This window comes from Psychrobacter halotolerans (assembly GCF_039680845.1).
Lineage (GTDB): Bacteria > Pseudomonadota > Gammaproteobacteria > Pseudomonadales > Moraxellaceae > Psychrobacter.
Map to the genome: position 1 here is coordinate 167,642 of NZ_JBDKWD010000003.1, position 14,381 is coordinate 182,022.

At 44.0% G+C, this 14,381-nt stretch carries 16 protein-coding genes; 5 read left to right on the forward strand and 11 right to left on the reverse strand.

What is annotated here, in order from left to right; translation table 11 throughout:
• Positions 1-12: 12 nt before the first annotated feature.
• Together AAJP47_RS07290 and aroQ are read right to left on the reverse strand one after the other, a co-directional pair.
• Entirely contained in the window at positions 13-1,314 is a 1,302-nt protein-coding gene (locus AAJP47_RS07290; RefSeq protein ID WP_346717247.1) for an ABC1 kinase family protein, read from the reverse strand.
• Positions 1,315-1,488: 174 nt separating this feature from the next.
• Positions 1,489-2,022, reverse strand: coding sequence for a type II 3-dehydroquinate dehydratase (gene aroQ, locus AAJP47_RS07295; RefSeq protein WP_346717248.1), 534 nt, complete (start codon positions 2,020-2,022; stop codon positions 1,489-1,491).
• A 437-nt stretch (positions 2,023-2,459) separates the two neighbouring features.
• On the opposite strand from aroQ, the gene AAJP47_RS07300 reads away from it, so the two are divergent.
• Positions 2,460-2,675, forward strand: a complete 216-nt coding sequence (locus AAJP47_RS07300; protein WP_346717249.1) for a cold-shock protein — start codon at positions 2,460-2,462, stop codon at positions 2,673-2,675.
• Positions 2,676-2,970: 295 nt separating this feature from the next.
• Entirely contained in the window at positions 2,971-4,125 is a 1,155-nt protein-coding gene (locus AAJP47_RS07305; protein ID WP_346717250.1) for a DEAD/DEAH box helicase, read from the forward strand.
• Positions 4,126-4,379: 254 nt separating this feature from the next.
• Here the strand turns inward: AAJP47_RS07305 and AAJP47_RS07310 are convergent, their stop codons facing one another.
• The 9 genes from AAJP47_RS07310 to ilvA all read right to left on the reverse strand — a co-directional run bounded on the left by AAJP47_RS07310 (position 4,380) and on the right by ilvA (position 11,723).
• On the reverse strand, positions 4,380-5,210 hold the full coding sequence (locus AAJP47_RS07310) for a sulfite exporter TauE/SafE family protein (RefSeq protein WP_346717251.1): 831 nt from the start codon (positions 5,208-5,210) through the stop codon (positions 4,380-4,382).
• A gap of 68 nt (positions 5,211-5,278) precedes the next feature.
• Entirely contained in the window at positions 5,279-5,590 is a 312-nt protein-coding gene (ccoS, locus tag AAJP47_RS07315) for a cbb3-type cytochrome oxidase assembly protein CcoS (protein ID WP_346717252.1), read from the reverse strand.
• 127 nt (positions 5,591-5,717) lie between these two features.
• Positions 5,718-6,428 (reverse strand): YdcF family protein, encoded by a 711-nt coding sequence (locus AAJP47_RS07320; protein WP_346717253.1) that lies wholly within the window; start codon positions 6,426-6,428, stop codon positions 5,718-5,720.
• A gap of 85 nt (positions 6,429-6,513) precedes the next feature.
• The gene (murB, locus tag AAJP47_RS07325; RefSeq protein WP_346717463.1) at positions 6,514-7,620 is read right to left on the reverse strand and encodes a UDP-N-acetylmuramate dehydrogenase; all 1,107 of its coding nucleotides are present in this window, start codon (positions 7,618-7,620) and stop codon (positions 6,514-6,516) included.
• A gap of 135 nt (positions 7,621-7,755) precedes the next feature.
• Complete coding sequence (locus tag AAJP47_RS07330) at positions 7,756-8,253, reverse strand: low molecular weight protein-tyrosine-phosphatase (protein WP_346717254.1); 498 nt, start codon at positions 8,251-8,253, stop codon at positions 7,756-7,758.
• A 179-nt stretch (positions 8,254-8,432) separates the two neighbouring features.
• Entirely contained in the window at positions 8,433-8,843 is a 411-nt protein-coding gene (locus AAJP47_RS07335; protein WP_346717464.1) for an RNA-binding S4 domain-containing protein, read from the reverse strand.
• Positions 8,844-8,991: 148 nt separating this feature from the next.
• Positions 8,992-9,642, reverse strand: a complete 651-nt coding sequence (locus AAJP47_RS07340; RefSeq protein WP_346717255.1) for an FMN-binding negative transcriptional regulator — start codon at positions 9,640-9,642, stop codon at positions 8,992-8,994.
• A gap of 28 nt (positions 9,643-9,670) precedes the next feature.
• Positions 9,671-10,051: an excalibur calcium-binding domain-containing protein gene (locus AAJP47_RS07345; RefSeq protein WP_346717256.1), complete on the reverse strand. Its 381-nt coding sequence runs from the start codon at positions 10,049-10,051 to the stop codon at positions 9,671-9,673.
• A gap of 118 nt (positions 10,052-10,169) precedes the next feature.
• Complete coding sequence (gene ilvA / locus AAJP47_RS07350; RefSeq protein ID WP_346717257.1) at positions 10,170-11,723, reverse strand: threonine ammonia-lyase, biosynthetic; 1,554 nt, start codon at positions 11,721-11,723, stop codon at positions 10,170-10,172.
• Between the two features lie 230 nt (positions 11,724-11,953).
• On the opposite strand from ilvA, the gene AAJP47_RS07355 reads away from it, so the two are divergent.
• The 3 genes from AAJP47_RS07355 to AAJP47_RS07365 are packed head-to-tail and all read left to right on the forward strand — an operon-like array spanning position 11,954 to position 14,137.
• Positions 11,954-12,301 carry an ArsR/SmtB family transcription factor gene (locus AAJP47_RS07355; RefSeq protein WP_346717258.1) on the forward strand — a complete coding sequence of 116 codons (348 nt, stop codon included), beginning with the start codon at positions 11,954-11,956 and terminating at the stop codon, positions 12,299-12,301.
• 43 nt (positions 12,302-12,344) lie between these two features.
• Positions 12,345-12,782 (forward strand): arsenate reductase (glutaredoxin), encoded by a 438-nt coding sequence (gene arsC / locus AAJP47_RS07360; protein WP_346717259.1) that lies wholly within the window; start codon positions 12,345-12,347, stop codon positions 12,780-12,782.
• A gap of 41 nt (positions 12,783-12,823) precedes the next feature.
• Positions 12,824-14,137, forward strand: coding sequence for an arsenic transporter (locus tag AAJP47_RS07365; protein WP_346717260.1), 1,314 nt, complete (start codon positions 12,824-12,826; stop codon positions 14,135-14,137).
• The last annotated feature ends 244 nt before the right edge of the window (positions 14,138-14,381 follow it).

The following is a 14,381-nucleotide window of genomic DNA, read 5'->3' on the forward strand; positions in this document are numbered from 1 at the left end:
TTTTACGCTGGTTTAAACGTTAATGTATTCGTTAACGAGCGGCGATAGATCGGTCTCAACCCCTAGATTGACCAAGTTCCAATACTGTCCTGATATGGTACGATCCAGCATCATGGTCGTGGCAGAGGGTTGGAATTGACCAAAATACTTCAAAGAAGTACGCATTTGGGCGATGGCTTCATGATGTATTTGGCTACGACCAAAATCAAAGCTGCCATCCTGATAAGGTTTGATGGACAAAGGCTTTAAACCAATGGATAGCCATTTTTCATAAAACTCGCCTGGAATGTTTTTATCGTCATCGCGGCGAATGTCTAAAGCGATTAGATCATGTTCAAGTGCGGTCACATCACCTTTGATTGCATGTTTTGCAAACTGACGAAACAGTTGCACCTCGCTGTCACTATAACTACGAATACCGCCAAAATCATAAGCCACGACGCTGCCATCACGTCTAAAAGCAAAGTTACCGGGATGTGGGTCACAGTGCATACGATACAAGCCAAACAGCTGTCCTGCGGTAAAGTGGAATAGGCGCTCGGCGATTTTTTGTTTGATGTCATTATCCCATGTTGCCGCGACTGTCAATGTTTCGCCCATCTCCTCTGTCAGAGTTAAAATCCGCTTAGAAGAATGACTGGTAATGACTTTAGGGATGATCAAACCTTCATCTTGTGTATGAAACGCCCCAAACACGCGTAGGTTGTGCGCTTCTTTAGTATAGTCAAGCTCGTCATGGAGGCTTTGGCGAATCTCATTAAACAACTGCTCTTGTAGCTGCTTGCTCATATTGAGCACGCCTGCGATTTTCAGAGCCATGCGAACTTGTTTTAGATCACTATCGCAGTTTTCATCAACATCTGGATACTGGACTTTGACCACCACCTTTTGTCCAGTTAATAAAACCGCTTTATGTACTTGTCCAATAGAGGCGGCGGCAAACGGCATTTCTTCAAATTCACGAAACAGCTCACTGACCGGTGCTTTTAGCTCACGCTCAATTTGTGCGCGTATTTGCGCATAAGGCATCGGCGGCGCATCTTTTTGTAGTTTTTCTAACGCGGTGGCCACTTCCGGCGGAAACACATCTTTGTACTGCGAGGCGATTTGACCCACTTTCATCACAGCGCCTTTCATTTCGCCTAACGTTTCGGCTATCTGAATACCCACATCCTGCATCAACTCTGAGCGCGCTTGCAATCGTTTTTCTTCGTCGCTTGAGAGATGTTTAAATGAGTTTTTAGCAGCTTTGCCGGCAATACTTGCTGTCATGCCAGCGAGTTTCATGAAGCGCTTTCCAGACGATTTTGCCATTCATATCACCATATAGTGGGTTGTTTGCTCAGCCGTAATTTTAGTGTTTTAATCAAACAATTGCTGTTTAACTCGTGTGCTGATCAGCAAGCTGCTTGAGATCAAGCACAGTTTTTTGCTCTATACTCACATGCCGCACTCAAAACTCTGGAGTAAAACCGTCAACGTTTGGGTTTAATTATTGTGATGGTCAGCGTATAGATTATCAAGCCAATAAGTCAACGCCATCTGATAGCCGAGATGTCCAAGACCGCAAATGACACCCACGGCCACGTCACTTAGATACGAGTGATGACGAAAAGATTCGCGCGCATGAACGTTAGATAAATGCACTTCGATAAATGGCTTTTGTGTGGCCAGTAGAGCATCGCGCAACGCAACAGAGGTGTGAGTAAAGGCGGCGGGATTAATAATGATGGCATCTACCTGCGCCGCCTTATCGAGCAATAGTCCATAGTGCTGAATCTCATCAATAAGCTTGCCCTCATGATTTGACTGTATGCAAATCAGCTCAACACCATGCTGAGCGGCCCGTGCTATCAGACGTTCTTCAATATCTGCCAGCGTCATATGACCATAAATTTCAGGTTCACGCTTACCTAATAAGTTTAGATTGGCACCATTCACCAATAATAACTTATGGTTGATGGCGGCAGGCGTGTTTTGACCAAAAGGTTTAACAGCGGTGGATGGAGCGGGGGTCGTCATAATGGTCTCTATAGCAATTGAGCGGTAATAAATTATAATTTATTATAAAGTATGATAGGTGTAAAAAAGAACAATGAAATTATCTAATCGTGTTTAGCGTTTCATAATAACAGTTTGTATAAAGCGATATAAAAAAGTTACATGAAAAAGTAAATTATGGGTAAAAAAACATGTGAAAAGTCTTTATGTTGCTAAAAACCCGTGCTATGATATTTTTTATGCAACAATTATTGCAAGTTTGTTACTGTTATTATGACAGGCTATTAGAGAAAACAATCGTTTAGTATAAAGTTGATTGTCTGCGCTAAAAGTTATGGACTAATAATCGTAATGAAAGTAGTACTCTTAAGTTTTTGATTTCATAATCTTAGATCCCGTTTGTATGCAATGTTGCAAAGGAATTTGGGGCTAAGCAGACTTTTTTAGGAAGTAATATTATGTCAGCTCGTGAGCAAGGTATCGTTAAGTGGTTTAATGACTCAAAAGGCTTTGGTTTCATTCAACGTGAAAGCGGAGAAGATATTTTTGTCCATTTTCGCGCGATTCAAGGAGACGGTTATCGCTCTTTGAAAGATGGCGAAAAGGTTGAATTTAGCGTAGTAGAAGGCGATAAAGGCCTTCAAGCTGAAGAAGTCAGAAAAGTAGAAGAGTAATCTATCCAGTCATTAGCGTGGTTTAGCTATAATGTCTGTATACACTACTGATATACTACTAAGTCAAGCCTGTCTTATCTTACCTATGCTGACTAAAAATCAGCATACTTAGTAAGATTAAGTGTTGGGCTTGGCTTTTTTTATGCGTGTTTTTTGTATTTGGTGTGCCGAAAAAACAGTATTATGCCGCATCTAATCAGGCCATGCTTTTATCATAAGTTACTCTGATGATGGTTTAAGAAAAACTCACTCATAATCGATAACGAATAAGCAGTTAATTTAAAAGGATATTTTTTTGAGTAATTTTACAACTTTTACTGATTTGCCACTATCGGCATCGACTTTACGCGCCATCAAAGATTTAGGTTTTACTGCCCTAACACCCATTCAAGCAAAAATACTACCTCATACTTTGGCCAACCAAGATGCCATTGGACAGGCACAGACAGGGACTGGTAAAACGGCAACGTTTTTATTGACGATCATGGAGGCGCTACTTAAGCGTCCTTTTACCAATGATGAAGAGCGTTACTTAGGTGAGCCACGTGCCGTGATCATGGCACCAACTCGTGAACTTGCTCAGCAAATATTTGAAGACTGTCTTGCCTTAACCAAATACACCTCATTACACAGCGTCTGTATCATGGGTGGCACCAATTACGAAACCCAGCAACATGAGCTTGACCGTCAATACGTCGATATTTTGGTGGCGACTCCTGGCCGTCTGATTGATCTTGCCAATAAGGGCATGGTCTTTTTAGATCGAGTGGAGGTGTTGGTGCTGGATGAAGCCGATCGCATGCTAGACATGGGTTTTATTCCAGATATCAAGCGTTTGGTCGGTCGGATGCCTGCCAACACTGATCGTCAAAGTTTGTTATTTTCTGCCACTTTTAACCAAGATGTGATGAATCTGGCCTACCGCTGGTTACACGAACCCCAGTTTGTTGAGATTGAACCTGAGCATAAAACCAGTGAGCTGGTGGATCAGCACTTTTATTTATTGACTGAAGATCAAAAGTTAGATGCCTTACAACGTATCATTGGTGATGCGGCCGTGGATAAAGTAATCGTCTTTGCCAATCGCAAAGATCAAGTAAAACGTCTTTATCATAAGCTACGCCAAGCCCACAAAATCGTTATGTTATCAGGCGATGTTATTCAACAAAAACGTGAAAAGTACTTACAACGTTTTAAAGATGGACATGCGTCTATCTTGGTTGCGACCGATGTGGCAGGTCGCGGTATTCATGTCGATGATATCAGTCATGTGGTCAATTACACTTTGCCAGATCAACCGGATGATTACGTACATCGCATTGGTCGTACTGGCCGAGCAGGGCAGACGGGTATTAGTATTAGCTTTGTCAGTGAAGATGATGCTTTTAACATACCCGCGTTAGAAGCCCATCTGGACACCAAGTTCACGCTTGAGCAGTGGCAAGAATAATTGCTATAGTCAATCCTAAATAAAATACACCTATTATCATCCGCTACTGAAACAAAGTTTTTTGCGTGCTATGCCTTTGCAGATAGAGGCGGCGCAAAATTTACCTCAGTAGCGCTGTATGTATTTTATAGTGGATCAACTATATAAAATGCGTATCGCTGCACAAAAAAAGTTCTTACTATCAGAAATGAGAGTAGGAACTTTTTTTGTTTTTGGCAAAATAGGGTGTCATCGGCTAAAAGAATACTTAAAAATTAATGAGCGTGATGCATAGCGTTGTTATCATCACCCATATCATGCGTACTATGATCCATCTCTGGCATCGTGTTGTGATCCATCTGGCTCATATCGTGAGGCGAAGCGTTAGTATCAGACATCATAGCAGAGTGGCTACCGTGATCCATATGTCCATGCATATTGGACATCGCTAAGGGGACAAAAACTACTGCCAAGCCCGAGACGACCATTATCGCGCCATTGAGTTGCCTTAAGCGAAAACGCCCAATCTTGTCTCTTAACCAGCCGACTGTTTCGTGGGTGGCAACCAGCATTGGTACGGTTCCTAAGCCAAAGGCAAACATAAGCGCCGCCCCGCTTAGTGGATTGTGCGCCACGACGGCAATAAGTAAGGCTCCATATACCAAACCACACGGCAAAAACCCCCAAAGCAGTCCTGCTGTGAGAGCGCGTGGGAAGGTGTTTAGCGGAAAAACTTTTTGACGAAGCGGGCTTAAATATTGCCAAAAGCGCATACCAAAACGCTCAAGTTTGTTTAAAAAGGGCGCACCCAGCATGGTGACACCGACAAACACCAACACTAAACCCAATAAAATACGGGGCAGATTGTTGCCAGTCATAAACGGCGCTAACACAGTCGTACCAATAAGCCCTGCGAGTAAACCTAAAAGCGCGTAACTGCTTAAACGTCCGATGTGATAAGTGATAACAAGCGCACGGCGCTTGGCAGGACTGACTTCTTTCATCGACAGTCCAAACGCGGTCACCAAACCACCGCACATGCCCAAACAATGGGGTGAACCAAAAAATCCCATCAGTAATGCCGCAACGAGTAAAGCTGTGGTCATAGGGTGCGTCTCCTAAAAAAGGACGAATACAGTGGTGTTTGTACTTTTAAGAAAGAGGGATTGGTAGACTATAGATCATTACTATGCACTTTGTTGTCTGATCTTTTATCTACCTTGTTATCGACTATGTCAGTGTCAGTCATAGTATTAGGCTCAGAGTTACGCAAAGTTTCAGGCAGATCGTTTGTCTGTGACGTGGGGGCTGAATGTGCATGAGCCTGCATCGTCTGTCTGCGCTCTTGACGATCATCCAGTATGATGCGCTGGGATGCATTGTCCAAATCTTCAAACTGGTTTGATTTTACTGCGTATCGTACTGCCCAAATGGCCACCACAAACAGCATAAGACTTAAGGGAATTAATAAAAAGATACTGAGCATGATAACTCTCTTGAATAGCTGTTTCCTTTATTATTATACACCCATTACTGTTATAACGAGGGCTTGTGGCGATAAAAGTGAGATAGAAGAGCACTTGACAGGGTTTCTGTCAGAAACAGCTTTACCCTCATTCATCCTCTGTTTTTTTGGCGTTACCTCTTGGGGTCAGTAACTGCTGAGAAGTTACCTCTTCGGCATTGCGACAGTCATTCTGCGGGCGTATTACGTCGCGTAAGTAAGCTGCGACTTCATAAACGGCACGTCTCGAATGACTTAAGTTTTGAGCGGGTTTCATCCAGTCACGATTGACAGGCAAAGGCGCATTAATTGGTGTGCTATTGATACCATTTAAGGCAAATTGTCTGCGCGCGCGTGCCATATGATAGCTATCGGTAATCAGATAAACATGATATAGCGGAACGCGTTTGGCTGTAAAACGAGCGTTTTCGCAGGTATTCATGCTGGCGTTTTCGCTAATCAATCCATCAATACCGTGTTCGATGAGCCATTGTCCCAGCCAAGGCGCTTCAGCCCCGCTTAACACAATAGGCAAGGGTAAGTCGTGATAGGCACTAGCAGCGGTGCGAGCACGGTTAAGACTATAATCATTGAGGACAATGTGATTGTTATTGTCATTGGTAAGCCCGCCGCCCAATACCACATACGCGGTAGGTGGTGCGCTTTTAGCAGCAGCAGGCACGTGAGGTAACGGCAGTAAGGTAAACAGATAAACGATCGCTTGGGAGAACAATGGCGTAAACAAGCTAATAAGGACTAAAATAACGATCGTTGAGCCAAGTAAAAAGGTAATGTTAATGATATGCAGTAACCTCATCATGCGCTCGGCTGACCGCAAATAGTACTGCCACAGCCGCCTAGATAATGGTCGTTTAGACCGTGACCCTGACTTTGCTTTTGACGGTTTACGCCACATGCTCGTTATATCCAATAGAGCCGTCAGTATTTACCCAAACTGGCTCACGCGATAGCTGAATGGCAAATTTTTTATAGACGGCATCAGCAATATATTTTTGCGCGTCGGCCACATCGTTTTGGGTGGATTGATAAGGGGCGTGGTTAGTGAGCACCAAGGCTTGCTGCTGATGCGTGACAATGGGTGCAATACCGCTACCTTTTAAACCTGCCTGCTCAATGAGCCAGCCTGCGGCAACCTTTGTTTTATCATCAGCCATGGCGTAGCCAACGATAGTGGGATAGGTAGTTTGTAAAGTCGTGAACTGTTCTTGAGGGATAATAGGATTTTGAAAAAAACTGCCGCAGTTAGGGAGTTGTTTGGGATCAGGCAGTTTTTGTTGACGGATATCGATAATGGCTTGCATGACATCAGCTGGAACCGCTTGTGTACGTCCTTGCTGCTCAGCATAGCGCTGTGCCACGGTTTGCACATCGCCATAGCTGGCTAAGATTTTGGTTGCATCGGTATGTAACCGAAACCCAACGCCGCTAATGAGCCAAGTATTGGGTGCTTGTTTAAAAATACTATCGCGATAACCAAACTGACAGTCTGACGCGGTTAAATGGTGCCAAGTTTTAGTAGGTAAATGATAAGCTCGCACATATTGTAAGCAGTCTTCTAATTGAACCCCATAAGCACCGATGTTTTGTACAGGCGCCGCCCCTGTCAGACCGGGAATCAAGGCGAGATTTTCCAGACCATACCAGCCTTGATTGACCGTATACACCACCAATTCATGCCAGTTTTCTCCCGCCATGACCTCGATATCGACGTATTCTTCCGTTTTTGCCACTACGCTAATACCGCGCATTTTCGGTTGTAATACGATTGCTTTTAGCTGCGCAGGCAGCAACACGTTGCTACCACCCGATAGCACGAACAACGGCAAATGATCCTCTGTTCCTTCTCCATAACCTGCCATAAAAGTATCAAGCTGTGCTTCGTCAGTCAGTGTCACCACAGACTCAGCCATACAGGCCAATGCCATGGTATTGCCATGTGACAAATCCACGCACTGATTGGACAATAAGCGCTTTGGTAAATCGCTATCCATGGTGGATTGAGCATTAAAATCAAAGGGTAGAGTTGAAGTCATAACACAGCCTATATGGCAAATAAATAGCAAATCACGCGGCGTTTATTATAAAGGATAAGCACTATAAAGGTATCAGAAATATCGCCTTTATCCCTAGCAAGCTTTCCAACTTTCAATCCAAGCTTGAGCGCTTGACTCAATACGCTCAATCACGTCTTCGAAGTCATCATTATCGCCTGTATAAGGATCTGGTACGTCATCACCACTATAGGTAGGATCTTCTTCACTAAACAATGCCAGCTTCGCCAAACCCTCTTCTGAGCCTACCAAGCCGTCTTTGATGGCTTGCAAATCCGCCAAATTCTGCGCATCCATGGCCAAAATTAAGTCAAAATTGCGAAAGTCATCAGCATTTACCTGACGCGCGACCAATTTGTTAATTTTATAACCGTGTGATTTGGCATGTCGCTGCGAGCGCGCATCAGGGGCTGAGCCTACATGACCGTCACTTGTGCCTGCTGAATCTACTTTAATCGATAAGCCAGCAATTGCTGCTTGCTGACGAAAAATCTCTTCAGCAGTGGGAGAACGGCAAATATTTCCTAAGCAAACCAACAGGACAGATGATGGTGTACAAGTTTTTAACAGCATAATATGACCTTTCATAACAAAAAAAACATGCCATAAGAAACCCACGTAATGTGTGTGGCTCTTATTAACATGCAATCGATTAAAAACAGCTATCAGCGTAACGGTTAATGCCTTGAATGGCAAGGGCAGAGGCTGAACAATTGGGTCATCTGATAGCGTGAGGTGAGGTTTGGATGGTTTTAATCCTGCTTGCTTTTAAAACGCTGAAGGTCACGGCGCTCTTTTTTGTTGGGTTTGTTATCAGGACGGGCAAGATTGGCGAGTTTACGCTGCTCGGCATAATAGGCGCGGCGTGTCTCACTTTCCTCAGTTTCTGAATATAGTACTTGAGCGGCGGCCGCATTACCACGCTGCGCTGACAGTGCTTCCACAATAACGGTTTTTTCAGTCATGGCAGTGGCTGAACCTTGACGAATCGTTAACTCATCTCCCACCGCAATCTCTTTACTGGTTTTTACTCGGCTGCCGCCATAATGTACCCGTCCACTTTCGATGGCCTCTTTGGCAAGCGTGCGCGTCCGATAAAAACGCGCCGCCCACAGCCATTTATCAAGACGAATCTTGGCTAAGGCTTGATGTTTATTATCCATATTGTTTTTCATAATAGCCCCTCTGTATTGATTTTTATATCTATCTAAAACGAGACAATATCAATAATATTAGGGCAAATTTTATTTTTGCAAATGAATTTCCCTATTAATTACAATAAGGTAGCTGTTTTAATGGGGTCGTTTTGAGTTAAGGTTTATTATGATTGGCGACCTGTATAGCCATGCTTATTGCTTGATCCGTATTAAGCTTTTTTAGGCCGTCTATCACACCTGTAATGTTTTCTGCGGGTTTGTTTTGACTCAATTTGAATTGGGCTTGTATGGAGTCGATCGTAAGTTTAAAACCAATAATACCTCGGCACATCGCCTCGATATAGGCAACAGGTGCCTCATCCAATGACCAAGGACGATCTGAGATAGTTTCTTGTCGCTCGGTCATTGTGCTTAATAGCCACTTAAGCTTATCAGGTTCTTCAATCAATTCTATTTGAGACTGAATATGGACACTTTGGTAATTCCAAGTGGGTACTTCTTTGTGCGTTTTGGCTTTGGTGGGATACCAATTGGGACTGATATAGTGTCCTGACTCTTGAAAAATGATTAACCATGAAGTAGTTGGCAGCGCGTGCTGATAAATAGGATTTTTACGAGCAAAATGACCATAAAGACAGCCGCGCTCTTTATCAGAATCGCTGCTTTCGTTATACCAGAATAAAGGTATATGACAAGCTTCTATACCATTAGACGTTTGCGCGACTAAGGTCGTTAAAGGGTTTGACGCTATAAAGTCAAGGATACTGTCCATGTTTTCTTCGGCGAAAATTTCAGGAATGTGCATCAGGTTCTCGGTTTTTATTCGTCTACAGTTAATTACACCACTGCTTTTCGCAAGGTATACCATCATGGTTGCCATCCATCTTTGTATTAGGACAGTGATTACTAAAGTAGGTCGCTTCTGCGCAAGAGGTCATCTGTGAGCAATGCTGTCTGCCATCACACGCAAAACTTGGCGTTGCCGCTTGTGTACTGAGTATTGGCTCGACGACTGAGGTTGATGTTATAGATGAGTCTGAATCAACGTACGTTGGTGGTATGTCGTCAACATCAGAAGATGACAAAATATTAACAGTTGACGTATCAGTCGCAGCCTCAACTATAGAGCTACTTACGGCGCTTTCAGGTTGAAAAATTTTATAAGCCAAAAGTGCTAAAGTTAATAAAACGATGACCATCAATATGTTTTTCATCACGACCCACTGTTAATTAATGAGTGTTAAACGCCAACGGTTACGATCATATTATCGTGGCAGTTTTTTAATCGATTAAGAAACTGCCACGATAGAGGGTACTTTAAACTTATTTTGGCTACTTTAAAAACAAGTGATAAGCGATATTGTCATTAAGCATGGTGCAGTCATAGCCGATATCGAGAAGGGCGTCTTGTAATTGGCGCGAATTGCTTTCGGTGGCTTGCAAGCCGACCAATACGCGACCTTCAGCAGCGCCGTGATTGCGATAATGGAACAAGGTGATATTAAAGTCGTCGCCCAGTTTTTCTAAAAAAGTTAATAGGGCGCCTGGACGTTCTGGGAACTCTACTTTTAATAACTGCTCGTTTTCGATACCAGCATGACCACCAATCAAATAACGGATATGAGTCTTGGCAATATCATCATCTGTCAGATCATGCGTCTCATAACCATCAGCTGTTAATTGATTGCTAATGATCTGTCGCTCTTTTTCGCCTTCTTTTAGGGCGATACCAACGAAGATTGAGGCCGGCTCCATTGAGTCTGGTGATTTTTTGCTATTGGCACGGTAGTTAAATTCAGTGATATTGCGTCCATGTAGGCTACGGCAGAAGTTTAAAAAAGCACCCGTTTGCTCTGGAATGGTCACACCGAATACGGCCTCTTTTTTCTCACCAATCTCGGTACGCTCAGCAATATAACGCAGGCGATCAAAGTTCATGTTGGCACCGCAAATGATGCCAACGCAATTTTTGCCCTGTACATTGTGTTCTTCAATGTATTTTTTCATGCCAGCCACCGCCAAAGCGCCAGCGGGCTCAACGATGCTACGGTTTTCTTCAAAAATATCTTTGACAGCAGCGCAGACTTCATCATTGGTACAGGTAACAACGTCAGGTTCAACCACAGGCCCCGATTGATCGCTTTTTTGCATGCGTATCACATCAAAAGGTAACTCACCAATCTGAGCCACAGCCACGCCATCAACGAACAATCCCACTTGTTCAAGTTTCACGCGTTCACCTGTTTCAAGCGCTGCCTTTAAGCAGGCGGATTGATCGGCTTCTACCGCGATGACTTTGACATGCGGCGCGACTTCTCCTAAGAATACGGCAACCCCTGAGATAAGACCGCCGCCGCCCACAGCCACAAAAACGTAATCCATATTGCGCCATTGCTGCGTCAGCTCCAGACCAATGGTACCTTGGCCAGCAATCACCAGTTCATCATCATAGGGCGGAATAAAGGTCAAGCCTTCGCGCTCAGCACGATCGATGGCGTAACGGTTGGCTTGATCAAAGCTGTCGCCATGTAAATCGACGTTGCCGCCCAGTGCGCGCACCGCGTTGACTTTGATATCAGGTGTGGTGGTTGGCATGACGATGATGTTGTTCAGCGCTAACTCGCGGGCAGAGTAGGCAACGCCTTGTGCATGATTGCCCGCTGAGGCACAAATCACACCGCGCGCTTTTTGATCATCGCTCAACTGACTGATACGGTTATAAGCACCGCGCAGTTTAAAGGATTTGACCGGTTGCAAGTCTTCACGTTTGAATCGAATGTCATTGGCAAAACGTTGGGTCAGTTTGGGCGCCGCTTCCAGTGGTGTTTGAATGGCAACGTCATAGACGGTGGCTTGCAAAATGGCTCGTACCCAACGTGACAGCATAGTAATTCCTAAACAAAAGATAGATGAATGTAAAAAGTATCAATTAATATAAAAAATGAAATAGATTAGCCTATGCTGATTTTGATTGTCTTGCAAGACACAATTGCATTTTTTGCCGTGATTTATGGTTTTGATGGCGTGCCAGTAAAAACGAGCTACGTATTTTAAGAAAGATTCTGTATTAAATACTTGAAGTGTTTTCACATGTCTCTATTTTTGGACATATGGAAATGACTACTGCTATCGCCAGCTTTGCTGCGCTCTCTCAAGACACTCGTCTCAAAGCTTTTCGGTTACTTGTCAATCAAGAGCCGAATGGTTTGCCTGCGGGTGAAATAGCCCGCCAACTGGACGTGCCCCATAATGCAATGTCAGCGCACTTGTCTGTGCTGGCACGAGCGGGCTGGGTGGTCTCAAAAAGACACAGCCGTCAGATAGTGTATAGGGCCTCGTTGTCGCATATGGAAGCGGTCGTTCAGTTTTTACTACAAGACTGCTGTGCAGGGCATCCTGAGTTGTGTGCGTCGCTTATAGACAGTTTAAGTGGATGCGAAACCGGTAAAGCAGACAATTATTAATACATATTTTTATAAATAGTTCCGTAAAACAGACGAGGTTACTATGAAACCATCCGAAGCATCAAAACCATTCATTTTTCATAATCCTAACTGCGGTACTTCGCGCAATACATTGGCTATTATGAAAGCATCAGGTGAGCAGCCAGACATAGTGGAGTACCTTAAAACACCACCCACGCGTGACTACTTGGTTGAGCTATTGGCAAAAATGGAAATCTCTCCGCAAGAGTTACTACGTAGCAAAGAGCCGATTAGTGAGGAGCTGGCTTTGCATAATCCAGACGTCTCCGATGATCAAATTATCGATGCCATGATGGCGCATCCTATTTTGATCAACCGTCCTATTGTTGTCACTGATAAGGGCGCAGCATTATGCCGACCTTCAGAGCGCGTATTTGAATTATTAGAAAATCCGGTCAGCAGTTTTACGAAAGAGGATGGAGAGGTTATTCATAATAGCCAGCCCTTTTCTCATAATTAAATGGATTGTCTAGACTGACTTTGCTCAAATAAGGCTGTTCAATGCTTGCACTCATTATATTTATTGTGACTTTGGTTTTGGTAATCTGGCAGCCAAAAGGATTGGGTATTGGTTGGAGCGCATTGGGTGGAGCATTGATTGCCTTGGTCTTTGGGGTAGTGCAATGGTCTGATGTTGGGATCGTTTGGGATATTGTGTGGGATGCAACCTTTACCTTTGTAGCACTCATCATTATCTCGCTTATCTTAGATAAGGCAGGGTTTTTTGGTTGGGCTGCGCTACACGTGGCAAGACTGGGCAATGGGCAAGGGCGTTTGCTGTTTCCCATGATTGTGATCTTGGGTGCGTTTATATCGGCATTTTTTGCCAATGACGGTGCAGCGTTACTCTTGACACCCATTGTGATTGTCATTTTGCTAAGACTGAATTTCTCTCCGCCCTCTGCTTTGGCTTTTATTATTGCGACAGGCTTTATTGCCGATACTGCCAGTCTGCCATTGGTGACGTCTAACTTGGTCAATATTGTCAGCGCCAATTATTTTGATATTGGTTTTGGGCGTTATGCAGCGGTCATGGTACCAGTAAATATCGTCTCTGTGATTGCAACGCTTGGCGTGCTATGGCTGGTATACGCTCGCCATATTCCAAGGCATTATTCAATTGCCAATCTGAGCAAGCCTGCGTCCGCTATCGAAGACCCTTTGGTGTTCAAGGCGGCTTTCCCATTGCTGGCATTGTTGCTGATGGCTTATTTTGCCACTGAGTCGTTAGGGCTGCATATCTCTTTGGTCACGGGTGCCGCGGCCTTACTACTGATGGCAATCGCCAGTCGTTTTTGGCAAGGCGGTCGCGGAGTGGTGGTTTCTGTACGGGATGTCTTGCGTAACGCGCCTTGGCAAATTGTATTGTTTTCAATCGGTATGTATTTGGTTGTCTATGGCTTAGGTAATGCGGGGCTAACAGATTATGGCGCGCAAGTTTTAAATTGGTTAGGGCAGCAAGGGACTATTATTGCAACGTTGGGTACAGGGTTTTTGTCTGCCATTGTGGCCTCTATTATGAATAATATGCCATCGACGTTGGTCGGCGCTCTAGCTATTGATAGCGCCCAAGTACCCGCAGCGACTCGAGAGTTGATGATATACGCCAATGTAATTGGCAATGATTTGGGGCCAAAATTCACGCCCATCGGTAGTCTTGCGACCTTATTGTGGTTACATGTATTGGCAGAAAAAGACTATAAAATCAGTTGGGGTCAGTATATGAAAATTGGGCTGCTTATCACGCCGCCTGTATTGTTAGCGACGCTACTGGCTCTGGTCTTTTGGTTGCCTTATTTGTCAAACTCGTACTAATGGAATAATTTTTTTTGTTTGTCGTTCGCAGACGTAACAGAGGCTGCAAAAACCTTATGTCATGAGCGCTTTGTATTGGGTTTAAATAGAATAGACGCTATTAGAATGGGCTTTACGCTAACATTCTCTAAAGTCATCGGTTATAATAGCCGCGCATTTTAGCCTTTTGTAATGGCTTTTTATAACGGGTTTCTATGATGTTATCGTCAATTCACTTTAATAGCGATAGAATGCGGCAAGGATG

Coding starts and splice junctions, on each gene's coding strand:
- AAJP47_RS07290 (WP_346717247.1), bottom strand. CDS start 1,314: ATGGCAAAATCGTCTGGAAAGCGCTTCATGAAACTCGCTGGCATGACA.
- aroQ (WP_346717248.1), bottom strand. CDS start 2,022: ATGACGACCCCCGCTCCATCCACCGCTGTTAAACCTTTTGGTCAAAAC.
- AAJP47_RS07300 (WP_346717249.1), top strand. CDS start 2,460: ATGTCAGCTCGTGAGCAAGGTATCGTTAAGTGGTTTAATGACTCAAAA.
- AAJP47_RS07310 (WP_346717251.1), bottom strand. CDS start 5,210: ATGACCACAGCTTTACTCGTTGCGGCATTACTGATGGGATTTTTTGGT.
- ccoS (WP_346717252.1), bottom strand. CDS start 5,590: ATGCTCAGTATCTTTTTATTAATTCCCTTAAGTCTTATGCTGTTTGTG.
- AAJP47_RS07320 (WP_346717253.1), bottom strand. CDS start 6,428: ATGATGAGGTTACTGCATATCATTAACATTACCTTTTTACTTGGCTCA.
- murB (WP_346717463.1), bottom strand. CDS start 7,620: ATGGATAGCGATTTACCAAAGCGCTTATTGTCCAATCAGTGCGTGGAT.
- AAJP47_RS07330 (WP_346717254.1), bottom strand. CDS start 8,253: ATGCTGTTAAAAACTTGTACACCATCATCTGTCCTGTTGGTTTGCTTA.
- AAJP47_RS07335 (WP_346717464.1), bottom strand. CDS start 8,843: ATGGATAATAAACATCAAGCCTTAGCCAAGATTCGTCTTGATAAATGG.
- AAJP47_RS07340 (WP_346717255.1), bottom strand. CDS start 9,642: ATGCACATTCCTGAAATTTTCGCCGAAGAAAACATGGACAGTATCCTT.
- AAJP47_RS07345 (WP_346717256.1), bottom strand. CDS start 10,051: ATGAAAAACATATTGATGGTCATCGTTTTATTAACTTTAGCACTTTTG.
- ilvA (WP_346717257.1), bottom strand. CDS start 11,723: ATGCTGTCACGTTGGGTACGAGCCATTTTGCAAGCCACCGTCTATGAC.
- AAJP47_RS07355 (WP_346717258.1), top strand. CDS start 11,954: ATGACTACTGCTATCGCCAGCTTTGCTGCGCTCTCTCAAGACACTCGT.
- arsC (WP_346717259.1), top strand. CDS start 12,345: ATGAAACCATCCGAAGCATCAAAACCATTCATTTTTCATAATCCTAAC.
- AAJP47_RS07365 (WP_346717260.1), top strand. CDS start 12,824: ATGCTTGCACTCATTATATTTATTGTGACTTTGGTTTTGGTAATCTGG.